Origin of the sequence: Streptomyces bacillaris (assembly GCF_003268675.1) — a bacterium.
GTDB classification, from domain to species: Bacteria; Actinomycetota; Actinomycetes; order Streptomycetales; family Streptomycetaceae; genus Streptomyces; species Streptomyces bacillaris.
In genome coordinates, this window is the sequence record NZ_CP029378.1 from 4,106,869 (window position 1) to 4,129,644 (window position 22,776).

General features: G+C 72.2%; 21 protein-coding genes. 7 read left to right on the forward strand and 14 right to left on the reverse strand.

Features of this window, described 5'->3' with window-relative positions:
- Nucleotides 1-126: 126 nt before the first annotated feature.
- The 4 genes from DJ476_RS17775 to DJ476_RS17790 form a co-directional block, all read right to left on the reverse strand.
- The gene (locus DJ476_RS17775) at nt 127-771 is read right to left on the reverse strand and encodes a phosphatase PAP2 family protein (RefSeq protein ID WP_103419672.1); all 645 of its coding nucleotides are present in this window, start codon (nt 769-771) and stop codon (nt 127-129) included.
- A complete protein-coding gene (locus DJ476_RS17780; protein WP_318294725.1) occupies nt 768-2,072 on the reverse strand; it encodes an MAB_1171c family putative transporter in 1,305 nt (434 codons plus the stop codon). Before DJ476_RS17780 ends, DJ476_RS17775 begins: the two co-directional genes overlap by 4 nt.
- Before the next feature lie 89 nt (nt 2,073-2,161).
- On the reverse strand, nt 2,162-2,761 hold the full coding sequence (locus tag DJ476_RS17785) for a toxin (RefSeq protein ID WP_070200931.1): 600 nt from the start codon (nt 2,759-2,761) through the stop codon (nt 2,162-2,164).
- Between the two features lie 10 nt (nt 2,762-2,771).
- Nucleotides 2,772-3,347, reverse strand: coding sequence for a hypothetical protein (locus DJ476_RS17790; RefSeq protein ID WP_112491005.1), 576 nt, complete (start codon nt 3,345-3,347; stop codon nt 2,772-2,774).
- A 490-nt stretch (nt 3,348-3,837) separates the two neighbouring features.
- On the opposite strand from DJ476_RS17790, the gene DJ476_RS17795 reads away from it, so the two are divergent.
- From DJ476_RS17795 to DJ476_RS17805, 3 genes are all read left to right on the forward strand, one after another.
- Nucleotides 3,838-4,167 carry a MerR family transcriptional regulator gene (locus tag DJ476_RS17795; RefSeq protein ID WP_103419669.1) on the forward strand — a complete coding sequence of 110 codons (330 nt, stop codon included), beginning with the start codon at nt 3,838-3,840 and terminating at the stop codon, nt 4,165-4,167.
- A 349-nt stretch (nt 4,168-4,516) separates the two neighbouring features.
- The gene (locus tag DJ476_RS17800) at nt 4,517-4,720 is read left to right on the forward strand and encodes a cold-shock protein (RefSeq protein ID WP_018489699.1); all 204 of its coding nucleotides are present in this window, start codon (nt 4,517-4,519) and stop codon (nt 4,718-4,720) included.
- A gap of 252 nt (nt 4,721-4,972) precedes the next feature.
- Entirely contained in the window at nt 4,973-6,568 is a 1,596-nt protein-coding gene (locus DJ476_RS17805) for a DEAD/DEAH box helicase (RefSeq protein WP_103419668.1), read from the forward strand.
- 94 nt (nt 6,569-6,662) lie between these two features.
- Here DJ476_RS17805 and DJ476_RS17810 read toward each other — a convergent pair whose 3' ends face one another.
- Nucleotides 6,663-8,951 (reverse strand): MMPL family transporter, encoded by a 2,289-nt coding sequence (locus DJ476_RS17810; protein WP_112491006.1) that lies wholly within the window; start codon nt 8,949-8,951, stop codon nt 6,663-6,665.
- A 234-nt stretch (nt 8,952-9,185) separates the two neighbouring features.
- Here DJ476_RS17810 and DJ476_RS17815 point away from each other — a divergent pair, with 234 nt between their 5' ends.
- Nucleotides 9,186-10,709 (forward strand): alpha/beta hydrolase, encoded by a 1,524-nt coding sequence (locus tag DJ476_RS17815; RefSeq protein WP_208853510.1) that lies wholly within the window; start codon nt 9,186-9,188, stop codon nt 10,707-10,709.
- Nucleotides 10,710-10,772: 63 nt separating this feature from the next.
- The gene (locus tag DJ476_RS17820) at nt 10,773-11,999 is read left to right on the forward strand and encodes a cation:proton antiporter (protein ID WP_103419665.1); all 1,227 of its coding nucleotides are present in this window, start codon (nt 10,773-10,775) and stop codon (nt 11,997-11,999) included.
- A 62-nt stretch (nt 12,000-12,061) separates the two neighbouring features.
- Here DJ476_RS17820 and DJ476_RS17825 read toward each other — a convergent pair whose 3' ends face one another.
- Together DJ476_RS17825 and DJ476_RS17830 are read right to left on the reverse strand one after the other, a co-directional pair.
- Nucleotides 12,062-12,487 (reverse strand): universal stress protein, encoded by a 426-nt coding sequence (locus DJ476_RS17825; RefSeq protein ID WP_070200570.1) that lies wholly within the window; start codon nt 12,485-12,487, stop codon nt 12,062-12,064.
- Between the two features lies 1 nt (nt 12,488).
- Nucleotides 12,489-14,027 (reverse strand): APC family permease, encoded by a 1,539-nt coding sequence (locus tag DJ476_RS17830; RefSeq protein WP_112491008.1) that lies wholly within the window; start codon nt 14,025-14,027, stop codon nt 12,489-12,491.
- A 169-nt stretch (nt 14,028-14,196) separates the two neighbouring features.
- Between DJ476_RS17830 and DJ476_RS17835 the strand changes: the two genes are divergently transcribed.
- Entirely contained in the window at nt 14,197-14,967 is a 771-nt protein-coding gene (locus DJ476_RS17835) for a peptidoglycan recognition protein family protein (RefSeq protein WP_112491009.1), read from the forward strand.
- Nucleotides 14,968-14,984: 17 nt separating this feature from the next.
- On the opposite strand, the gene DJ476_RS17840 is transcribed toward DJ476_RS17835, so the two are convergent.
- From DJ476_RS17840 to DJ476_RS17860, 5 genes are all read right to left on the reverse strand, one after another.
- The gene (locus DJ476_RS17840) at nt 14,985-15,350 is read right to left on the reverse strand and encodes a PH domain-containing protein (RefSeq protein WP_103419662.1); all 366 of its coding nucleotides are present in this window, start codon (nt 15,348-15,350) and stop codon (nt 14,985-14,987) included.
- A 113-nt stretch (nt 15,351-15,463) separates the two neighbouring features.
- A complete protein-coding gene (locus DJ476_RS17845) occupies nt 15,464-17,467 on the reverse strand; it encodes an ABC transporter permease (RefSeq protein ID WP_112491010.1) in 2,004 nt (667 codons plus the stop codon).
- A gap of 144 nt (nt 17,468-17,611) precedes the next feature.
- Entirely contained in the window at nt 17,612-18,433 is an 822-nt protein-coding gene (gene modA / locus DJ476_RS17850) for a molybdate ABC transporter substrate-binding protein (RefSeq protein WP_112491011.1), read from the reverse strand.
- 217 nt (nt 18,434-18,650) lie between these two features.
- Complete coding sequence (locus DJ476_RS17855) at nt 18,651-19,046, reverse strand: TOBE domain-containing protein (protein WP_026237824.1); 396 nt, start codon at nt 19,044-19,046, stop codon at nt 18,651-18,653.
- A gap of 138 nt (nt 19,047-19,184) precedes the next feature.
- On the reverse strand, nt 19,185-19,985 hold the full coding sequence (locus tag DJ476_RS17860) for a VOC family protein (RefSeq protein ID WP_112491012.1): 801 nt from the start codon (nt 19,983-19,985) through the stop codon (nt 19,185-19,187).
- 178 nt (nt 19,986-20,163) lie between these two features.
- Here DJ476_RS17860 and DJ476_RS17865 point away from each other — a divergent pair, with 178 nt between their 5' ends.
- Complete coding sequence (locus DJ476_RS17865; protein WP_103419658.1) at nt 20,164-20,790, forward strand: GNAT family N-acetyltransferase; 627 nt, start codon at nt 20,164-20,166, stop codon at nt 20,788-20,790.
- Between the two features lie 123 nt (nt 20,791-20,913).
- On the opposite strand, the gene DJ476_RS17870 is transcribed toward DJ476_RS17865, so the two are convergent.
- The gene (locus DJ476_RS17870; protein WP_112491013.1) at nt 20,914-21,909 is read right to left on the reverse strand and encodes a TerC family protein; all 996 of its coding nucleotides are present in this window, start codon (nt 21,907-21,909) and stop codon (nt 20,914-20,916) included.
- A gap of 24 nt (nt 21,910-21,933) precedes the next feature.
- Nucleotides 21,934-22,731, reverse strand: a complete 798-nt coding sequence (locus DJ476_RS17875; protein ID WP_112492553.1) for an enoyl-CoA hydratase/isomerase family protein — start codon at nt 22,729-22,731, stop codon at nt 21,934-21,936.
- Nucleotides 22,732-22,776 lie beyond the last annotated feature (45 nt).

A 22,776-nucleotide genomic window follows, 5' to 3' on the forward strand; every position in this document is an offset into this window, starting at 1 on the left:
GGGGTGCGCCGTGCACCCCGCCCCCCCCGCGTGAGCCTTCGTCAGCCCGCGTACGCGTAGGCCGTTCCCGTGCCTTGCCGTCAGTCCGCGTACGCCGGGCCCGTACGCTCCCTTCCTGGTGGCTCCTCAGCCCCCGAACGCGTACGCCACCGTCGTCGCCGCCCCCAGCCCCGCGCCCGCCACGGTCTGCGCGAGCGTGTGGTAGCCGAGGGCCACGCGTGACCAGCAGACGGCCACGGTCAGCGCGTACGCGGCCAGCCACCAGGGGGAGTGCACGACCGCGAGCAGGGAGACCACCGCGGAGGCCACCGCCGAGTCGACCGAGATCTTCCACACCGTGTTGACGGCGAGCAGCCCGATCGTCATCACCCAGAGCGCGAGCATCGCGACGAGGATCCCGGCCGGCGCGTTCCCGAGGACCATCACCACCGAACCGGCCCCGATCGAGCCGAGGATGACGAAGAAGATCGGGGCCCGTTTCGTACGGTCGACGACATGGCGGTCGCCCCAGGTGCCGCGCCCGCGCTCCCACTCGATGTACCCCGCCGGGATCAGCCCCGCGCAGAGCGCCCCGAGGAACCCCCAGAGCAGCCCGGACCACTCACCGGCTGCCGCGAGCCCGATGCCGAGCATGCCCGCGAGGAGGGCGTTGCGGGGCTGCAGCACGTCGGTGACCGTGCGCGCGACGGAGGTGCGGCGGGTGGTGTCGTCGGGGGTGGCGTCCCCGGCGCAGGTGGTACTGCCGGTGCCCGTGGTGCTGCTGTTGGTCATGAGGGCTGCTCCGTCTGCTGCTGTGCCGCGCGGGGCGTGGTCTCCTGCTGTGCCGTACGGGGTGTGGTCGCCGCCGTGAGCACCTCGCGGGCGCGCTCCGCCGTCACCGTCCGGTAGGCGGCGGCGACCCGCTCCAGCCGGGCCACCTCGCCGTCCTGGTCCGCCGCCTGCTGGGCCGCCACCGCCGCGGCGGGGCCCGCGGGGGCGCCGGACTCCTTGGCCAGCAGGGCGGCCCTGATCCAGTACGCGTCACCGAGCGCCGCCGACCGGCGGGCATCGGCGGTCTCCCGGCCCGCGGCCTCCCCGGCGGCGGCGACCAGCCCGTCGGGGACGTAGTGGCGCAGCTTCTCCACCGCGTCCGCGATGTCGGCGGCCCAGCGGTCGACGCGCAGGTCGGCCGGGGCGTTGAACCGGGTCAGCTCCCGGGCGAGGGAGGCGGGCGGGTCGAAGGGCTGGTCGGGGAAGGCGGTCATCAGCTCGTACCAGAGGGCGTGCAGCCGGACCTGGGCCCGCCAGAGCCGCACCCGGCGTGCGCCGGTGCTGAAGGCGGGGACGGACGCGCCGAGGGCGAAGAAGGCGAAGAGGACCAGCTGCGCCGCCTCGGTCACCTGGTCGAAGCGGAGGGCGAACGTCGCGCTCGGCTCGTCCACCACGCTGATCCAGAGGAACAGGGTCCGGCTGACGGTGTAGCCGACGCCGATGAACATCGCGAACGTCATCATCCCGAGCCCGATGCGCAGATGGCGCCGCCGGGCGTCGGCGGTGGCCAGCGCCCACTGGAAGGCGCAGACGGCGGAGGCGGCGCCGAGGTAGAGGTAGAAGACGCTCATGTAGAGCGTGGCGCCCCACTCGCCCGCGTGGTCGGAGACGAAGCGGTCCGAGGGCTCGGAGCGGTCGACGACGGTGAAGAAGAGGACGGTCAGCAGGATCAGTGTGGCCACGGAGGCCTTCGCCGCGACCTGCTGGACGAGCCGGGCGAACCGTACGTGGCGGGGGACGGCGCCCGCCTCCGGGTAGCTGCCGTAGATGGCGACGATGTAGCTGAGGATGGCCAGAATCGCCACCGTCGCGGTGTAGTGCTTGATGAGGACGGCGAGATCGGTGACGGCGCTGTTGTTGAGGCCGATGCGCACCGCCTCGGTCTTCGTCCACAGGGCGAGGGCGAATCCGGCGTAGCAGCCCCACAGGGCCCGCCGTCTGCGGTCCTCCTCGTCTCCCCACAGGGCAGCGGGCATACGCCACAGGGCAACGGCTGTCATCAGGCCGGCTATCAGGTAACCGGCGAGATCGAGGGGGGTCACAGCGGTCTCGTCCTCGGGTGTCGGGGGCACGGCCGGTGGGGGGAAGGGGCGGTGGTGGCACGTGTCACGGAGAGCGGCACACTCCGGGGTCACGCGCCGTCCGAGGGCCCCCTCCGGCCGATCCGGGGGAACAGTCCGCGTCGGCGGTGGGCCACCGGGCGGGAGAGGGAGTCGCTCAGCCGCCCCACCATGTCATCGGTGGTGAGGTCCCGCGCCATCCGGGGGATGAGGGAGGCACCGAATTCGGCCATGCGTTCGTCATGGGTCGCGTACTGCGCGCGGGCCTGCACGGTGGAGCCCCCGGCAGCGAAGGACGCGGCGGCCTCGGGGGAGATCATCCGGGCGATCAGCGAGGTGTCGAAGACCGGGAGCAGCGTGCGCAGTTGCTCGGCGTCGAGGGTCGTGCCGTGGTCGAACCACTCGTGGCACAGCTCGTGGAGGATGACGTGTTCGGTCTGGTACGCGGTCGGCCTGCGGCGGTAGAGGACGAGGCTGGTGGCGCCCGCCTTCAGGCGCAGCCCGCAGGCTGCGTTGACGCGGGCGAGGCGGTCCGGCATCTCGTGCAGCCGGATCGTACGGCCGCGCGCCGCCTCCATGTTGGCGACCAGCCCGGTCAGCGAGAACGGGACCGGGATGGGCAGGTCGGCGAGCTGTGCCTCGCACTCTTTGCGCAGCTTCCGCAGGGACATGACACCGACGCTACGTGTCCTGCGGGCGGTTCCGCGAGGTTTCCCCCACGCTCTTCGGTGAGGTGTCCCGACTCTCCCGTGTGGTGTCCCGCGCCGCGTCCTCCAGCAGCGAGAGCGCGAACTGCAGCAACTCCGGGGGCAGCCCCTCGTCGTCCAGCCCCCGGCCCGCCACCCCGCTGATCTCCCCGGTCCGCCGCTTGGCCAGGAACTGGAGCCCCGCGACGACGTCGTCGACGACCTCGGACTCCTCCTTGAAGAAGCGCCAGTCCACGCCGAACCCCAGACCGAGGGCCTTGAGGATCTCCTCCGACGGTTGGGTGACCTTGCCGGCGAGGATGTTGGAGAAGTAGCTGTGCGAGAGGGAGCCGCCCCGCTCCCGCACCAGCTCCGCGAAGACCCGGCCGGAGATCTTCTGGCCGGGGAAGGTCTTCTCGACCATGTACTCGACTTTCTCCCGCAGCGAGTTCAGGGGCGGCGGGCCGGTCGGGCGGGGTGGTTCGTTCCGTTCCGCACCGGGTTCGTCACCGTCGACCTTGGCCATCCGGTCCTCCACGCTCACCTCGGAGTCGGAACTGAGCTTGCGCAAACACTCTACGTCACTGTTAACTCGAAAAAACACGGGCAGGGGGCCACGAGGGGAGTGCCTTGCCCGTGATGACCCATGGCGCCCGCGCCCCGGTACGGGATGGTGCCTGCGCCCGGCTCGGACGGGTGCCCGCGCCCGGTACGGACAGGGGCGCCCGCACCGGTCCCGGCCCGGCGCCCGCACCGGTCCCGGACAGGGGTGTAGCCCTTCACGACGGGGGATGCGTGAAGGGCTACGCCTGCATTATGGCCCCGCGGTCCGCCCGACGACAACTGACCAGTCGGTCAGTTCCATCGGCGCGTCGGCCATCGCGGCGCCGCCGGTGGCCGAAAGCTGCCCCAGCCGCGATAGACATGACCTTGCCGGGCGATTAGGGTTTCTTGTGCAGTCAGGCGAAACAGCGGTACGCGGCAGAGGGGCACCCCGCAGGCGTACGGCGCCCCGGGCCCTCCGTCACGTGTGACAGACATGTGTGACAGAAGAGGTGCAGATGCCCCCGGAGACCCCCTCGCACGCCATCGATCGGCTCGACGACGACGATTACCCCGCCTACACCATGGGGCGCGCCGCCGAGATGATCGGGGCGACGCCGGGTTTCCTGCGGGCGATCGGTGAGGCCCGGCTGATCACGCCGCTGCGGTCCGAGGGCGGCCACCGCCGTTACTCCCGCTACCAGTTGCGTATCGCCGCCCGCGCCCGCGAACTCGTCGACAGTGGCACGCCCATCGAGGCCGCCTGCCGCATCGTGATCCTGGAGGACCAGCTCGAGGAGGCGCTCCGCCTCAACGAGGAGCTGCGCGACGGCCGGGCCGAGCGCTGAGCCGCCCGCCCGGGCCCTGAGGCCCGGAGGGGCGCCGCGAGCCCTGGAGGGGTGCCCCCGGGCCCCGAGTCCTGGCGGCATGCCCGGAACATATCTGTATTCGCCGGCGCAGAATTTCACGCAATGGCGATGAGGCTTTTCCTCACGCTGTTTTGTTCCCGCGCCGTGCGTGATATTTCGTTCGTCCCGGCCCGGGACCTCCGTGCTACTGTTGATCTCAGTTGCAGTTGTGGTTCCCAAAAACTTACAAGTTTTCCGGTGCTCTTCCGGACGGGGTAATCATCGCGGCGACGTGGGGTCCACAAGGTGTGGGCCCACGGGCACTGCCCCTCCCCTAAGGAGATATGACATGGCTACTGGCACCGTGAAGTGGTTCAACTCGGAAAAGGGCTTCGGCTTCATCGAGCAGGACGGTGGCGGCGCTGACGTCTTCGCCCACTACTCGAACATCGCCGCTTCCGGCTTCCGTGAGCTGCAGGAGGGCCAGAAGGTCTCCTTCGACGTCACGCAGGGCCAGAAGGGCCCGCAGGCCGAGAACATCGTCCCTGCCTGATCATCCGGTCTGCCCGATCGCTCGGGCGCCTGATCACTCGGGACCGTCCGATCGCTCGGGCGGAACTACGCAGCTGGGGCCCGCACCTTGGGGTGCGGGCCCCAGCTCGTTGCTGTTTCCGGGGCTCGCGGAGCATGTCTCCGCGCCCCTTTGTCATTTCATCGGCTCGTTCTTGCGATTCTGGGTGCCGTTCACGGTTTATTCCCCTGAAAAGAATCCCTCGATACGTGCCCCATCGAGGAAAGGTTCTGCATGAACCGCGAACGCACCCCCCGCTCGAACGACCGATTCGCCCGCACCCGTTCGGGCTCCCCCTCCTCCGGCAGCCGTAGCGGCGGGGCGCCGAGGCACTCCGGTGGCGGCGAGCGCCGTGCCGCCGGGTTCGGCGGCGGACCCCGGTACTCCGGTGGCGGTGGCGGGCGCTCCGGTGGTGGGGCCGGGCGCCGCGGCTCCGCGCCGAAGGGCGAGTTCGCCCTGCCGGTGACCGTCACCCCGGCCCTGCCCGCCGCCGAGACCTTCGGTGAGCTGGAGATGCCCGCCACGCTCAAGGCGGCGCTCGTCGCCGAGGGCATGACCGTGCCGTTCCCGATCCAGGCGGCCACCCTGCCGAACTCACTGGCCGGCCGGGACGTCCTCGGCCGCGGCCGGACCGGCTCGGGCAAGACCCTCGCGTTCGGCCTGGCGCTGCTGGCCCGCACCGAGGGGCGCCGCGCCGATGCCAAGCGCCCGCTGGCCCTCGTGCTCGTACCGACGCGTGAGCTGGCCCAGCAGGTCACCGACGCGCTGACCCCGTACGCCCGGTCGTTGAAGCTGCGGCTCGCCACCGTCGTGGGCGGCATGTCCATCGGCCGTCAGGCGAGCGCGCTGCGCGGCGGCGCCGAGGTCGTCGTCGCCACCCCGGGCCGGCTCAAGGACCTCATCGAGCGCGGCGACTGCAAGCTTGACCGGGTCACCGTCACCGTCCTCGACGAGGCCGACCAGATGGCCGACATGGGCTTCATGCCGCAGGTCACCGAGCTGCTCGACCAGGTGAACCCGGAGGGGCAGCGGATGCTCTTCTCGGCCACCCTCGACCGCAACGTCGACCTGCTGGTGCGGCGCTACCTCAACGACCCGGTCGTCCACTCCGTCGACCCGGCCGCCGGTGCCGTCACGACGATGGAGCACCACGTGCTCTACGTCCAGGGCGCCGACAAGTACGCCACCACCACGGAGATCGCCGCCCGGGACGGGCGCGTGATCATGTTCCTGGACACCAAGCACGCCGTCGACAAGCTCACCGACCACCTGCTGCAGAGCGGGGTCCGGGCGGCCGCGCTGCACGGCGGCAAGTCCCAGCCGCAGCGCACGCGGACCCTGGAGCGGTTCAAGACCGGGCACGTCACGGTCCTCGTCGCCACGAACGTCGCCGCCCGGGGCATCCACGTCGACAACCTGGACCTCGTCGTCAACGTGGACCCGCCGAGCGACCACAAGGACTACCTGCACCGCGGCGGCCGCACGGCGCGCGCCGGGGAGTCCGGCAGCGTCGTCACGCTCGTCCTGCCCAACCAGCGCCGCGAGATGACCCGGCTGATGGCGGACGCCGGGATCACCCCGCAGATCGCCCAGGTCCGCTCCGGCGAGGCCGAGCTGAGCCGGATCACCGGTGCGCAGGCGCCCTCGGGCGTCCCGGTCGTCATCACCGCCCCGCCCAAGGAGCGCTCCGGCCGCAGTGGCGGCGGCGCGTTCATGGGGCGCGGCACCAAGCGCGGCGGCGGGGCCCCGGCCCGGCGCCGCCGCCCGGACCTGCCGACGGGCGAGGCACGCGCGGCCGCCGCCCAGCGCAGGGCGAACCGGGCCGCGTAGTCCGTCAAAGGCGCGGCGGGAGACGCAGAGCGCCGTACGCGGAGCGGGGCCGGGCAGCAGACACTGCCCGGCCCCGCCGCATGTTTCCGACCCCTCAACGCGCGGACGCGTCCGCCGGGGAGGCCGAGGCTCTGCCTCCCTCCGCGCCTCCCTCCGCGTCCAGGTGCGGCAGGATCCCATCCAGCGGGCCGGGGATCCACCAGGCGGAGCGGCCCAGCAGCGTCATCACCGCCGGGACGAGCAGCAGCCGTACGACGGTGGCGTCGATGAGCACGCTGGCGGCCAGCCCCAGGCCCAGCATCTTCACCACGATGTTGTCGCTGATCACGAACGCGGCGAAGACGCTGACCATGATCAGCGCCGCGCAGGTGATGACCCGGGCGGTGATCTCCAGCGCGTGCGCCACGCTCGCCCGCGCGTCGCCGGTGCGCACCCACGCCTCGTGGATGCGGGAGAGCAGGAAGATCTCGTAGTCCATGCTCAGCCCGAAGACGATGGCGAACATCATCATCGGGACGTAGCTCTCGATCGGCACCTTCCCCGACACGCCCAGCGCCGGACCGCCCCAGCCCCACTGGAAGACGGCCACCACGACCCCGTACGAGGCCGCGATCGACAGGACGTTGAGCACGGCCGCCTTCACCGCGACGAGCAGGCCCCGGAAGACGGCCAGGATCACCAGGAACGCCAGGGCCACGACGACCGCGATGATCAGGGGCAGCCGGCTGGAGACGATGTCCAGGAAGTCGACCTGGGCGGCGGTGGTGCCGGTGACGTACGTGCTCGCGTCCGTGCCGGAGACGGCCTGCGGCAGGACGTCGTCGACGAGCCGGTTCACCAGGGAGGTGGTCCGCTCGTCCTGCGGGGCGGCCACCGAGTAGGCGGTGGCGGTCAGCACGTCGCCGTCCGATGTGGCGGTGAGCGGGGTGATCACGGCCGCGTCCGGGACGTTGGTCAGCGCCTTCTGGGCCTGGTCGGCGAGGGACGAGCGGTCGGCCGACGGCACGTTGCTCTGGTCGATGACCAGGGTCAGCGGGCCGTTGGAGCCGGGCCCGAAGGCGTCCGACATCAGGTCGAAGGCGCGCCGGTCCGTGAACGACTTCGGGTCCGCGCCGTCACCGATGTGGCCGAGCTGGATGAAGAGGACGGGGAAGGAGAGGACCGCCAGCAGCACCACCCCGCCCGCCAGGAACCACCACGGCCGCCGCTCCACCCGCTGCGCGTACCGGTGCCAGCCCCCCGCCTCCGAGCCCTCCCGCGCCGGTACGGTCTCGGCCACCGGTCTCCGTACCCGCACCCGGTCGATGCGGCGGCCGATGAGCCCGAGGAACGCCGGTACGAGGGTGAGGGCGCCGAGCACCGCCGTGACCACGGTGACCGCGGCGGCCAGGCCCAGTTTGCCGATGAACCCGATCCCGGAGACCCAGAGCCCCGAGAGCGCGATGATCACCGTGCAGCCGGAGAGCAGCACCGCGTGGCCGCTGGTGGCGGCGGCGTTCCCGGCGGCGGTGACCGGGTCCCGGCCGTCGATGAGGTTCTGCCGGTGGCGGGTGACCAGGAAGAGCGCGTAGTCGATGCCGACGCCGATGCCGATCATCGTGGCGAGCGTGGGGGAGACGGTCGCGAAGGTCGCGGCGGCGGCGAACAGGCCGAGCAGCGCGAGCCCGCACAGGGCGCAGATCAGCGCGGTGACCAGCGGCAGCACGGCGGCGAGCAGGCTGCCGAAGCCGATCAGCAGCACCACGATCGCCACCCCGAAGCCGATCGCCTCGCTGGTGCGGTCGCTGGGCTCGGGCCGGGCCAGTTCACCGAGCGGACCGCCGTACTCCACATCCACCCCCGCCGAACGCAGCGGCTGGACCGCCGCGTCGACCCCGTCCAGGTAGGAGGGGTCGAAGGTGGAGGGCTGCACGCTGAAGCGGACGGTGATGTAGGCGGTCTTCTGATCGGTGGAGAGCGGCCCGGTGTTGGGGTCGGGGGGTGAGGGCGGGGTGGAACCGGAGGACGGCAGCGGGTTCTGCGCCGAGAGCACGTCGGGCAGCTTCTCCAGGTCCGCGACGGCCGTGGCGACCTGGTCGGAGACCGAGGTGAGCGGCTTGCCGGCGTCGTGCAGGACGACTTGGGCGCTGTAGCCGCCCGCCTGCGGGGCATGCGCCTTCAGGACGTCGAGGCCGTCCTGCGACTGGGTGCCGGGGAGCGAGAAGTCGTCGGAGTAGTCGCCGCCGTACGCGTGCTGGAGGACCTGGAGCCCGGCGAGCGCGGCGACCCACAGCACGAGGACGGTCACGAAGTGCCGGGCGCACCACTCGCCGGTGCGGCGCAGGGCTCCCCGGTCACGGCGTGGGGCGGCCTCCCGGTCGGTGCGGGCCTGTGACGACGGCATACGGCTCCCTGTCCTGTTCCGCCCCCGCTGTGAAGGCTCCTCCGGCCGAGGCGTCGGGATTCCGCGTCCAGGCGTCGGGACTTCGCATTCAACGGCTCCCTCCACCACCCGGCACTCCGGCGCGGGAGAACGGGTGACGGGTGCGGGCCGCAGGGAGGTATGGGGGGTGGCCCCACCTCGGGTCGACCGGCTTCCCGGATGGGCGGCGGGGTTCGGGTCAACCAGGCTTGTGCCATGACGCATTGGACTCGTACGGCTCTCCTGCTCACCCTCTCCGCGACCGCGATGGCCGCCACCCTGACCCCCGCCGTGACGCCCGTCGCGCACGGCCGCCCGGCGGGCCGTGCCGCGCCCGCGCTCGCCTGGCACCCCTGTGAGCCGGACGCCGCGGGGCGGGTCCCGGCAGCAGGGCAGGAGTGTGCCGAGCTGCGGGTGCCGTTGGACTACCGCGACCCCGGCGGCCGGACGGTCGCGGTGGCCGTCACGCGGCTGCGCACCGACCGGCCGGAGGCCCGGCGCGGCACCCTGCTGGTGCTCCCCGGAGGCCCCGGCGGCTCGGGGGTGCAGCGCCTGGCACAGAAGGGCGAGGCGCTGCGGGCGGCGACCGAGGGGGCGTACGACCTGGTCAGTCTGGACCCGCGCGGGGTCGGTGGTTCGGTCCGGGCGAGCTGCGGGTTACCCGAGGCCGACCGGCACCTGGTGACGCTGCGGTCCTGGCCCGCGCCGGACGGCTCGATCGCGGCGAACGCCGACCGCTCCCGCCGCACGGCCGAGCTCTGCGCCCGCAACGGCGGCCCGGTGCTGCGGTCCTTCACCACGGCGAACGAGGTCCGTGACCTGGACCGGCTGCGCGGGGTGCTGGGCGAGCGGAAGGTGTCGGTCTGGGGCTCCTCGTACGGGAGTTATGTTGGCGCGGTGTACGCGCAGATCCACCCGGACCGGGTCGACCGACTGGTCCTGGACAGCACCGGCGACCCGGACCCGGGCCGGGTGGCGCACGGCTGGCTGGCCAACATGGCGCCGGGCGCCGCCGAGCGGTTCCCCGACTTCGCGGCCTGGGCCGCGGATCCGGCCCGGGAGGCCGAGGGACTGCGGCTGGCCCGCCGCCCCGGGGACGTACGGCCGCTGTTCCTGGCGCTGGCACGGGAGTTGGACAGCCGGCCCAGGGCCTCGGACGTGCCCTCCACCCCGCTCACCGGGAACCTGCTGCGGCAGGCGCTCCAGAACGCGCTGTACAGCGATGCGGCGTTCGCCCCGCTGGCCCGCCTGGTGAAGACGGCCCAGGATCCGCAGGGCCGCCCGGCCCTCCCGCCCGAGCTGGCCGGTCCGCTGCCGGACGCGGACGCGTCGATGACGGTCGCGGCCGTCTGCAACGACGTGCGGTGGCCGGGGCCGGACTCCGGGTACGCCCGTCGGGTCGCCGCCGACCGGGCGCGATATCCGCTGACGGCCGGGATGCCGGTCAACATCAGCCCGTGCGCCTACTGGACCCACGACCAGGAGCCGCGGCCCACCCGGATATCCGACGACGGCCCGTCGAACGTCCTGATGATCCAGAGCCTGCGCGACCCGGCCACCCCGTTGGCCGGGGCCCTGAAGATGCGGGCGGCGCTCGGGGAGCGGGCCCGGATGGTGACCGTCGAGAGGGGCGGGCACGGGATGTACCTGGGCAACGGCAACGCCTGCGGCGACCGGGTGGTCAGCGACTTCCTGGTGACCGGCGAGCGGCCCGCCCGGGACACCCACTGCCGGGACTGAGAGGTGCCGACAGCAGGGTGTCATACCGGGTGATAAAGGGGCATTCCTTGCTATACACGAGCGATGGAGCACCCCGGGACCCTCGTCCTGATCATGGCCCTGGCGGTTCTCGCCCCGCTGCTCGGCTATGCGACCGGGCGGTGGCTGTCCGTTCCCGTCGTCATCTTCGAGATCGTGCTCGGCATCCTGGTCGGTCCCGATGTGCTCGGCTGGGCCCACCATGACCAGGTCATCGACGCCCTGTCCGACCTCGGCCTCTCGATGCTGATCTTCCTCGCGGGGTACGAGATCCGGTTCGCGGAGGTCCGGGGCTCCACCCTGCGCCGGGCCGGCGGGGCCTGGATCTGCTCGTTCGCCGCCGGGCTCGGGGTGGCCCTGCTCCTCAGCGGCGCGGACCTGGCCAGGAGCCTGGTGATCGGCACCGCGCTCACCAGTACGGCCCTGGGGGCGGTGCTGCCGATCCTGCGGGACTCGGGGCGGCTGGAGGGGAGGTTCGGGTCGGTGGTGATGGCGTTCGGGTCGGTCGGCGAGTTCGGGCCGATCGTGGCGATGGCCCTGCTGTTCAGCGGGCGGAGCCCGGGGGCGGCGAGCGCGGTGCTCGCGGTGTTCGCCGTCATCACCGTGGGCGCGGTGTTCTGGGCGATGCGGCCCCGCCCCCCGTGGTTCGCCCGGATCATCGCCCTGACCCTGCACAGCAGCGGCCAGTTCGCCGTCCGCTTCGTGATGCTGCTGCTCGCCGGGATGCTGGGCCTGGCCCATGTCTTCGGCCTGGACACCCTGCTGGGCGCGTTCGCCGCCGGGATGCTGACCCGGCTGGTCCTCCAGGGGGCGGTGCCCGAGCGCAGCGGGGAGATCCTGGGGAAGATCGAGGCCATCGGGTTCGGCTTCCTGGTCCCGTTCTTCTACGTCGTCACGGGCATCGACTTCGATCTGGCCGCGCTCCTGGACGGTGGCCGCCCGCTGCTGCTCCTGCCGGTGTTCCTGCTGCTCTTCCTGCTGGTCCGGGGCGTGCCGGCGTACCTCCTGGCCCCGCGCGACCTGACCGGGCGCGCGTCCCGGTCCGCGCTGGCCCTGTTCTCCTCCACGTGTCTGCCGCTGGTGGTGGCGATCACCGCGATCGGCCTGGACGAGAAGGTGATCGGGGCGGGGGAGGCCGCCGCGCTGGTAGCCGCCGCGATGGTGTCGGTGCTGACGTTCCCGCTGCTGGCGTTCCGGCTGCTGCGGAAGGAGGAGGGCGGCACGGGGGCGGGGGCGCCGAGCCGGGCGGCGGAGAGCGGGGAGGCGTGGTGAGGGGCGCGTCTGGTGAGGGGGGAGGCGTGGTGACGGGGGGGGAGGGGGAGGGCGTACGGCGGTCAGGAGGCGTCCTCCGTCGGGACGCACAGCACCGGGACGGGGGACATGTGCAGCAGCTTGTGCGGGGTCGAGCCGAGGAGGGCGCCGCGCATCGGGCTCTCGCCCCAGGTGCCGACCACGATGACCCGGGCCGCGTGCCGCTCGGCCGCGTCCAGGAGGGCCTGCGCCGGGCTCTCGTCCAGCACCTCCACCTGGGCCGGGACCCCCGCCTCCTCGGCGGCCGTCAGCGCGTGCTCCAGGCCGGCGCGGCCGGCCTGCCGGATCGCGTCGTAGTGGCTGCGGTACTCCGCGCCGTCGCGCAGACCCGGGGCGGCGGCGCCGTAGACGAGGACCAGCTCCTCGCCGTACGCGGCCGCCACCTCGATCGCGATGCGCAGGGCGCGGGCGGCGCCGGGGGACTCGTCGTAGCCGAGGACGACCGACATCTCAGCGCTCCTTCCGGTCGGCGGGCTTCGCGGTCGTGGCGTGCACCAGCTCCGGGTCGGCGACCCCCGGCCGCTCCTGCCAGAACACCGCGTCCCGCAGCCGCCACACCACCATGAGGATCACGCCGACGAGGGAGATCACGATGCCGATGACCAGCGGCGGGCCGAGGCCGAACCAGGAGGTGCCGCTGTAGGAGTTGGCCGGGTCGGACATGTCCATCACCGACCGCACCAGCAGCCAGGCCAGCAGCCCGGCACCGACCACCGGGCCCAGCCCGATGAGGACGAAGTTCCGCACGCTCTCGGTGAGATGGCGCCGGTAGTAGACGGCGCAGGCCACGCCGGTGAGCGCGTAGTAGAAGGCGATCAGGAGGGAGAGCGCGGTGAGGGAGTCGAAGAGGGCGGTGGTGGAGATCTGGTTGACCACCAGGTACCAGGCGATGGCGATCGCGGCGACCCACCACGTACTGACGTCAGGGGTACGGAACCGGGGGCTGATGTGACCGAAGTGCTGCGGCAGCGCCCGGCGCCGGGCCATCGACAGGGCGGTCCGGGAGGCAGGGATGATCGTGGTCTGGGTGGAGGCGATCGCGGAGGTGGCGACGGCCAGCAGCAGGATCCAGTCCCAGCCGCCCAGTACGTCCCCGGCGAGCTGCGCGAAGATGAACTCCTCCTCCTCGGCGTTCTCGGCCAGGAACGCCGTGCCCGCGAAGGCGACCACGGCCACGGCCACGGACAGATAGGTCACCAGGAGCACCACCGTGGACCAGAGCCCCGCCTTGCCCGGCGCGCTCGCCGAGTTCTCGGTCTCCTCGGTGAGGTTGACCGCCGACTCCCAGCCCCAGTAGATGAACACCCCGAGCAGCAGCCCGCCGGTCAGCGCGGCCCCACCGGCACCGAACGGGTCCAGCCAGCTCAGGGACGGCTCGATGGAGTCGAAGCCGGTGGTGCCCGCGTACACCCGGTAGAGCGCCACCACGACGAAGACCAGCAGGAACGCCACCTGCGCCAGGATCAGCGCGTTCTGCACCTTGGCCGACAGCTCGGTGCCGATCACGCAGAGCCCGGTCATCACGATGATCAGCAGCACGGTGAGCAGCTGCCGTACGAAGTCGTTGGCGACCCAGCTGTCCAGACCGACCGCCAGCAGGGTGAAGCTCACCGCCACATCGGCCAGCGAACCGACCACCAGCACCCCGGTCATGGTGATCGCCCAGCCGCCGAGCCACCCCGCCCACGGGCCCATCGCCCGGGTCACCCAGGAGAAGGTCGTGCCGCAGTCCTGGTCGACCTTGTTGAGGTAGTAGAAGGCCGAGGCGATCAGCAGCATCGGGACGAAGGAGGCGAACATGACGCCCGGGGCGTAGATCCCCACCAGGGCCACGATGGGGCCGATCACGGCGGCCAGGGAGTAGGCGGGGGAGGTCGCGTTGAGGCCGATGACCAGAGCGTCGACGAACCCGATGGCGTTGGGCTTCAGGCCGACCGCCGAGCCGCCCTGCCGCCCGCCCTCCCCGTCCTGCACAGCGTCGTGGGACATGGTTCCTCGATCCGGCCGGGTTCGCCGCAGGGGGCGGCGCATGATCCGGACCTCATCGTAGGAACACCTTCAGAAGAGCGCATTCCGGGCGGAAAGCCCCCAGGGGTGAGGGTCACCCGATCGGCCAGCTCCTCTGCGAAGGCCGAGGCCGGGGCGCAGGGTGGAGTCCATGTGGTCCCGCCGAATCGTCCTGGGCGCCCTGCTGCTGCCCCTGGTCCTCCTGGTCTTCCGGGACGGCCCGGCGCTCCACGAGCAGCACCGGGAGCTGGCCACCGGACCCCGGCCGCCGCGCGGGCTCCCGCAGCCCGCCGTCGTCAGCCGCCAGGAGTGGCATGCGGACGAAGGGCTGGTCCGGGAGAAGCCGCAGTACACGGGAGCGGCGGAGGCGGTCTTCGTCCACCACACCGGCAACCCCAACGACTACGACTGCGCGGACGCCCCCGAGCTGATCCGGTCCGTCCAGAGCGACCACGTCGAGAAGGACGGCTGGGACGACATCGGCTACAACTTCCTCGTCGACCGCTGCGGCACCATCTACGAGGGCCGGGCGGGCGGTGTGGGGCGGTCGGTGCTCGGCGCCCACACCAAGGGGTTCAACGCGGACACCGTCGGCATCGCGGCCATCGGCAATTTCGGGGCGGGCGCCGAGGTGCCGGAGCCGATGATGGACGCCCTGGTCGAGCTGGCCGCCTGGAAGCTGCGGCCCGGCGTCGATCCGCTCGCCACCGTCGAGCTGGTCTCCACCAACGCCGAGAGCCGCTTCGACGAGGGCCAGGTGGCCCGGCTGAACGTCATCTCGGGCCACCGCGACAGCTTCGAGACCCGCTGCCCGGGCGATGCGCTGTACGGGCTGCTGCCGGAGCTGCGCGAGCGGGTGGCCCGGATGCGCGACTCCACCCCGGGCAACGCGGCGAACTCCCGGCTTCGCCCGTACTTCTGAGGGCCGCCCAGGCCCGGTTACCGCGCCACGAACTGGGTCAGTATCGCCTGCACCTCGTAGATGTCGACGCCCTTGGTGAACGTCTTCTGGAGCGGGGTCGAGCTGCCCGAGATCCAGATCTTCAGCTCCGCGTCCAGGTCGAACGTCCCGGCCGTCTCCACCGCGAAGTGCGTGATGCTGCGGTACGGCACGGAGTGGTACTCGGTCTTCTTGCCGGTGATGCCCTGCTTGTCGACGAGGATCAGCCGACGGTCGGTGAACAGGATCGTGTCGCGGATCAGCAGGAACGCGGCGTGCACCTGCTCGCCCTGGCCGAGGAGCCGCTCGTAGTCCTGCTGGGCGGTGGCCGGGTCGATGGTGTGCGCGTTGCCGAACAGTGCCATGGATGCCCCGTCTCTCGGATCTGTCGCACATGAGTACGCGTACGGCAGTTGTCTGGTTCCCGAGTCCTGGTTCCCGCTGGGCCCCGCGCCATGCTTTCGGGGGACAGGGCGGGTCAGAGCGGGACCACCGTCACCTCGGTCGCCTTCACGCCCGTCCAGACCTCCGTGCCGTCCGCGATGCGCAGGTCGGCCGCCGCCTGCGGGGTGATCTCCGCGACCAGGTCCGGCGCCCGGTCGGAGGTGATGAGGAGGCGGAGGCGGCTGCCGCCCGAGGCGATCTCGCGGACCGTGCCGGGCCAGACGTTGCGGGGGGAGCCGGTGGGCTTCTCGCGGTGTACCGAGACGGCTTCGGGGGCGATGACCGCGAGGGCCTCCGTGCCCGGGGCGAGGGGCTCGGCGACCACGAGCCGGCCGCCGCCCGCCAGGTCCAGGCCGTCGGCGGTGGCCGTGCCGGGCCAGGCGTTGCGGCCGAGCATGCGGGCCACCCAGGGGGAGCGCGGGTGGCGGGTCACCTCGGCGGGCGGCTCGTCCTGGAGGACCCGGCCGTCGTCCAGGACCAGGACCCGGTCGGCCAGCGAGACCGCCTCGACCGGGTCGTGCGTGACGATCAGGCAGACCCCGCCGAAGTCCGCGAGGTGGCGGCGCAGGGTGTGGCGGACATGGGCCCGGGTGGTCTGGTCGAGGGCGGCGAGCGGTTCGTCCAGCAGCAGCAGGCGCGGGCGGGCGGCCAGCGCACGGGCCAGGGCGACCCGCTGGGCCTGGCCCCCGGAGAGCTGGCCGGGCCTGCGGTGGGCCAGGTGGCCGACGCCGAGCCGGTCCAGCCAGGCCTGCGCCTCGCGCCGGGCCTCCGAACGGGGGACGCCATGGGCGCGGAGCCCGTACGCCGTGTTGGACAGGGCGCTCAGGTGCGGGAAGAGCGCCCCGTCCTGGGGGACCCAGGCGACCCCCCGGCGGTGCGGAGGGAGGGCGGTGACGTCGCTGTCGCCCAGGCGCAGTGCGGCGTGGGCGCGGGGGGTGAGGCCGAGGAGGGCACGCAGGAGGGTGGTCTTGCCCGCGCCGTTGGGGCCGACGACCGCGATGGTGGTGCCGGGGTCGGCGGCCAGGGTGAGCCGGGTGAAACCGGTGACGTCGGCGTGCAGGGGCCAGCGCTCCCGGGGGGCCTTCTCCAGGACGTGGCCGGGTGCCTTGCCGAGGGCGTCCCGGGCGGCCTCGTCCCGTACGTACGCGGCTGGTTCCGGCAGGGCGTCCGGTGCGGCGGCGGACGTCGGCTCCTCCGGGCGGGGGGCGGACCGCGCGCGCTGGTGGTCGCCGGGGGTGCCCGTCCACCGGCCGCGCAGCGCGATGAGCACGACCATGGCGATGGCCAGGAGCAGCAGCGAGACCGAGGTGGCGGCCTCCGGCGACTCCTGGAGCAGCAGATAGACCTGGAGCGGCAGGGTCTGCGTGGTGCCGGGGAGGTTCCCGGCGAAGGTGATGGTGGCGCCGAACTCCCCGAGCGCCCGCGCCCAGGTGAGGGCCGCCCCGGCGATCAGCCCGGGGGCCACCATCGGGAGGGTCACGGTGAGGAACACCCGCACCGGCGAGGCTCCCAGCGAAGCGGCCGTCTCCTCGTACCGGGGGCGCAGACCACCGAGCGCGCCCTCCAGCGAGATGACCAGGAACGGCATCGCGACGAACGTCGCCGCCAGCACCGCCCCCGAGGTGTGGAAGGGCAGCGTGATCCCGAACGTGTCCTCCAGCCACGGCCCGAGCAGACCGCGCCGCCCGAACGCCAGCAGCAGCGCCACCCCGCCGACCGTGGGCGGCAGCACCATCGGCAGCAGCACCAGCGAGCGCACGAACGCCTTGCCGGGGAACGGCACCCGGGCCAGCAGCCAGGCCAGCGGCACCCCGAAGAGCAGCGAGAGGCCGAGCGACCAGAGCGAGACGAGGAGGGAGAGGCGGAGCGCCTGGGTGGTCGGCTCGGCGGTGAGGTGCGCGCCGAGGTCGCCCCAGGAGGTACGGGCCAGGATGCCGACGAGCGGCAGCATCAGGAACGCCACGGCCAGCAGCGCGGGCACCGTCAGCAGGAGCGGGGCGCGGACCCCGGGCGTACGGCGGAGTGCCGGTCGTTTCATGGTGACCTCGTGGGGCGGCTGGAGGTGCGGGTGCCCGGCAGGCCCGTCGGACGGTACGGGCCTGCCGGGACGTGGGGCGGTGCGGTTACGGGGCCGCCGGGCCGGGGTGCGGCCCGAGGCGCGGCGGTCGGCCCGGAGCGCAGGTTACGGCTGCTGGAAGCCCGCGCCCTGGAGGATCTTCTGCGCGGCGGGCGTGGAGAGCCAGGCGACGAACGCGGCGGCGGCCTCGCTGTGCTTGGACGCCTTCAGCGTGGCGGCCGGGTAGGAGGCGACGGCGTTCTCCGCGTCCGGGATGTCGATCGCGTCGACCTCGTCGGGGGCGGTCTCGGCGTCCGTCTTGTAGACGAGCCCCGCGTCCGCCTCGCCCAGCTCGACCTTGCTGAGGACCGCGCGGACGTTGGGCTCCTGGGAGACCGGCTTCACCTCGATCTTCTGTGCGTCGAGGATCTGCTTGCTGTAGCGGCCCACCGGCACCTCGGGGGCGGCCAGGACCACCTTGAGCTTGGTGTCGGCCAGGTCCTTGAGGCTGCCGACCTTCTCCGGGTTGCCCTCACCGACGGCGATGACCAGGCGGTTCTTGGCGATGACGGTCGGGGTGCCGGTCTCGGCGGAGAGGCCGTCCATCGTCTTGGTGTCGGCGGTGACCAGGGCGTCGGCGGGGGCGCCCTGCTTGACCTGGGCGGCCAGCTCCTGGGAGCCCGCGAAGGAGAACTTCACCTTCGTGCCCGGGTTCTCCTTCTCGTACGCCGCTCCCGCCTCCTTGAAGACGTCGGTCAGCGAGGCGGCGGCCAGCACGGTCAGCTCGGCGGCCGGGGCGCCGGAGGCGGGCGCGGAGTCGGAGGGCTTGGCGCTGGAGGCGCTGTCCTTCTCCGTGCCGGATCCGTCGTTGCCGCAGGCGGCGAGCGGGACGAGGAGGGCGGCCGTCAGGACGGCGGCGGTACGGCGGCGGGTGAGTAGGAGGGACATGAGGGCGGGGCTCCTTGGCTGCGAGCCCGGTCGGCGGGGTGCCGTCCGGGCAGGGACGAGTTCGCGCGGGGCGCGTGGGCGTGTGGGGGGCGTACGAGAGGTGGTCCGGTGGTGCGGGACCTGCGGGCCCACGGCAGGACGTACGGGCGTACGGGCCTGCGGGCAGCGCTCGGCAGCAGACCCGGTCCCGGCGGTGGGGGCGGCCGGGCGCAAGGGCTCAGGTGCGGTCGATGTGCACGCTGGTCGACTTCACCCGGGCGGTCGCCTGCATGCCGACCTCCAGGCCCAGCTCCTCGACCGCCTCCCGGGTCAGGAGGGAGACGAGCCGGTGCGGGCCCGCCTGGATCTCGACCTGGGCCGCGACATCGCCGAGCTTCACCGCGGTGACGATGCCCGGGAAGGCGTTGCGCGCCGAGGTGTACGGGGTCTCCTCCTCGCCCGCGGCGCCCTGGCCGACCTCGATCGAGAAGGCGGCCAGCGCACGACCGTCGATCAGCCGTCGGCCGGTCTCGTCGCGATGGGTCGCGACCCGGCCGGCGTCCGCCCAGCGTCGGGCGGTGTCGGGGCTGACGCCGAGAAGTCGTGCTGCCTGACCGATTGTGTAGGACTGCATGTACGACACGCTAGGCCAACTGGGCTCGCATTTGTCACCCTTGAGGCGATTATCCATGGCAGATGAGAGGTTCTCGGAGGATCGTACGGAGCCCCCGGATCGGGGTGGTCCGGGGGCTCCTGGGGGCCGTGGCGGGGGTCAGGCGGCCGGGCTCGTCGCCGGCATCTCGCCTTCCGTCTTCGTCACGTCGATCACGGAGAACGTCGCGCCCTGCGGGTCGGAGAGCGCCGCGAACCGGCCGAAGGGGCTGTCCATCGGCCCGTACCGCAGCGCGCCGCCCCGCTCGGTCGTCTTCGCCACGGCCGCGTCGCAGTCCGGGACGGTGAAGTACACGTTCAGGAACGCGGGCATCTCGGGCGGGAAGTCGTCGCCCATCGCCATCCGGCCGAGCACGGTCTGCCCCTGGACGTCGTACATGGTGAAGTCCATCGACTCGTCGTCGAACTTCCGTACCGTGTAGCCGAAGACGGCGGGGAAGAACGTGTCCGCGGCCTTGGGGTCCCGGGTGAAGACCTCGCCCCAGCAGTAGCCGCCGGGTGAGCCCATCTCCGTCTCGAACCCCTCATGCACGTCTGCCTGCCAGACGCCGAAGACCGCGCCGCCGGGGTCGCGGGCCAGCAGCATCGTGCCGAACTCGCCCACCTGCATGGGCTCCATCAGCACCTCGCCGCCGTTGGCGCGGATCTTCTCGCCGGTGGCGGCGGCATCCGGCGAGGCCAGATACAGGCACCACGCGGACGGGGCGTCGGTGCCCGGCATGGGCGGGACCACGGCGGCCGCCGCCTTGCCGTTCGCGTACGCCGTCGTGTAGTCACCGAACTCCGACGAACTCTCGCCGAACGTCCAGCCGAGCACATCACCGTAGAAGCTCTTGGCGCCCTCCAGGTCGGCGAACATGGCGTCCGCCCAACACGGGGTGCCTTCGGGTTGTACAGCCATGGCACTGGCCCTCTTCCGGTCCTGGACCTCTCGTGGTCCTTTGCTGCTGCTCCTTGGCCACCCCCTCTCGTCACGCTAGTCAGCGGTCCGCGTACGCGCGCGCCGGGAGAAGCCGGGCGATTTATGCACTAGTACATATCTGTTGTGTGCTAGTACGTAAAGGGGTTAGGGTCCCGTCATGCCTGCGCTTCCCCCTCGGCCCGTGACCCTGACCGGGCAGTACGTGACCCTCGTCCCGCTGACCACCGGCCATCTCGACGACCTCTTCGAGGCGGGCGGCCGGGACGAGGAGGTGTGGCGCTGGCAGGGCGGTCCGGCGCCGCAGACCCGCGAGGAGCTGCTGACCCGGCTGGAGGGCGTGCTCACCGAGGCCGGGCGCGGTACGTACGTCCCGTTCGCCGTGCTCCACCGCGCGAGCGGGCGGGCCGTCGGCTGGACCACGTACCTGGACATCTCGGTGGACGACGAGCGGCTGGAGATCGGCTGGACCTGGTACGGGCGGGCGTACTGGCGCTCCGAGGTCAACACCGAGACGAAGCTGCTGCTGCTCGGCCACGCCTTCGAGGAGCTGGGCATGGGACGGGTGCAGCTGAAGACCGACCACCGCAACGAGCGCTCCCAGGCGGCGATCGCGCGGCTCGGGGCGGTCCGTGAGGGGGTGCTCCGGCGCCACCGGCGGCGGCCCGACGGGAGCTGGCGGGACAGCGTCTACTTCTCGCTGCTCGCCGACGAGTGGCCGGCCGCGAAGGCCCGGCTCACGGCCCGGCTCGAGGCCGGGCCCACGGAACGCCTCGCTGCGGGCTGAACCGCCACGGCCCGAGCCGGGCCGAACCACGGCAGGCCGGGCCCGGCACGGGCGCGGCAAAAGGCCGGGCACCGCCGTTGGGAGATCCTTTCCCGTGGCTTTGCCCGGCCATTGCCCGCCCGGTTACCCGGCCGGCTTACCGTCAGATGGCTTCTCCGAACTCTCCGCACTCTCGTCGGAATCGGCGTTCGGCGGCGGGCGCCGGATACTGAGCACGATCGAGATCGTCAGGATGACCACGATCACCGCCAGGCTGATCGGCGAGGGAATCTCCGGGATGGAGGTGCTGATCATCTTGTGCGAGGCCTGGAGCAGGAGCTTGACCGCGATGAAGGCCAGAATGATGGCCAGACCCGTGCTCAGGTAGTGGAAGCGGTCCAGCAGCCCCGCCAGCAGGAAGTAGAGCGCCCGCAGCCCGAGGATGGCGAACGCGTTGCTGGTGTAGACGATGAACGCGTCGTCGCTGACCGCCAGCACGGCGGGCACGCTGTCGACGGCGAAGAGCAGGTCGGCCGCCTCGATCGCGGCGACCACCGCGAGCAGCGGTGTGGCGACCCGCTTCCCCTCCTCCTTGATGACGAAGTGCGTTCCCGCGTACTCGTCCCGGACCGGCATGATCTTCCGCAGCATCCGCACCGCGAAACTCTTGCCCGGGTCGAAGCTGTCCTCCTCGCCCTTGAGGATCTTGTAGGCGCTGTAGAACAGGATCGCCGCGAAGAGGAAGAGCACGAAGGTGAAGCGGTTCACCACCGCGACGCCCGCCGTCAGGAAGATCGCGCGGAACACCAGGGCGCCGATGACACCGAAGAACAGCACCCGGTGCTGATATTCGCGGGGCACCTTGAAGTAGGCGAAGATCAGCGCGAAGACGAAGAGGTTGTCGACCGAAAGGCTCTTCTCCAGCAGCCAGGCCGTCGTGTATTCCGTCCCCGCGGTCGTCCCGAGGACGAAGAAGACCACACCGCCGAAGACGAGCGCGAGGCTCACCCACAGCACGCTCCACCAGGCCGCTTCCTTGAAGCCGATGACATGCGCTTTTCGGTGGGCAAGCAAGTCGACTGTGAGGGAGACGACCACCGTTACGGCGAACGCCACCCAGAGCCACACCGGTACATCCACGCCCGAGACCTCCCCTGTCGATTGTTACGAGTGTGACGTGTCGGGCGCAGGAGTGCGAGGGGGTGTGCGCCGACCGGCTGCCGCCACCGACGCCATCAGCTCCGCGTCCAGGAACGATGGATCGGCCATCCGGGTGGCGGCCGCATAGGAGTTGAGCAGGGCTTTCGTCACCCGGAGGGCGGCTTCGGGACGGCGTGCGACGGGCTTCGCCCAGGCCCGCACAGCCTGATCCAATTCGTTCTCCGGAACCACTCGCTGGAGGACGGAGAGCGCTTGCGCCTCGGCCGCGTCGAACGCCCTTCCGGTCAGTATGAGTTCACGGACCCGGGCCGCGCCCACCTCATGGATCAGCCGGGGCAGCAGCCCGCCCCACGCCGTCGGCAGTCCGAGCGCCAGCTCCGGCAGCCGGAAGGAGGCGTTCTCCGCGCCCACCCGCAGATCGCAGGCGAGGGCGAGCGCGAACCCCGCGCCGACCGCCTTGCCCTGCACCCGGGCGATGGTGACGGCCCGGCTGCCGGAGAGCGCCTCGCAGACCCGGCGGGCCTTCTCACCGGCGACCCGGATGCCCCGCCCGCCCGAATCCTCCGCCAGCCAGTCCGCGAACTCGGCGCGGTCGCCGCCCAGGCAGAAGTCGTCCCCGGCGGCGCTGAGCACCAGCACCCGCACCTCGGGGTCCGGCACGGCGACGACGGCCAGCAGCTCGTCGAGCATCGCCTCGGTGACCGCGTTCCCGGTGTCGGGGGCGTTCAGCTCCACGTACAGGACGGCACCTTCGCGCCGGCTCCGTACCGTCGCGGGCGTCTCGTACGGAGTCGCGGGCACCTGGTTCGGGGTGGGGGCACTCTCGTGCGAGGTGGCGGCGGCACT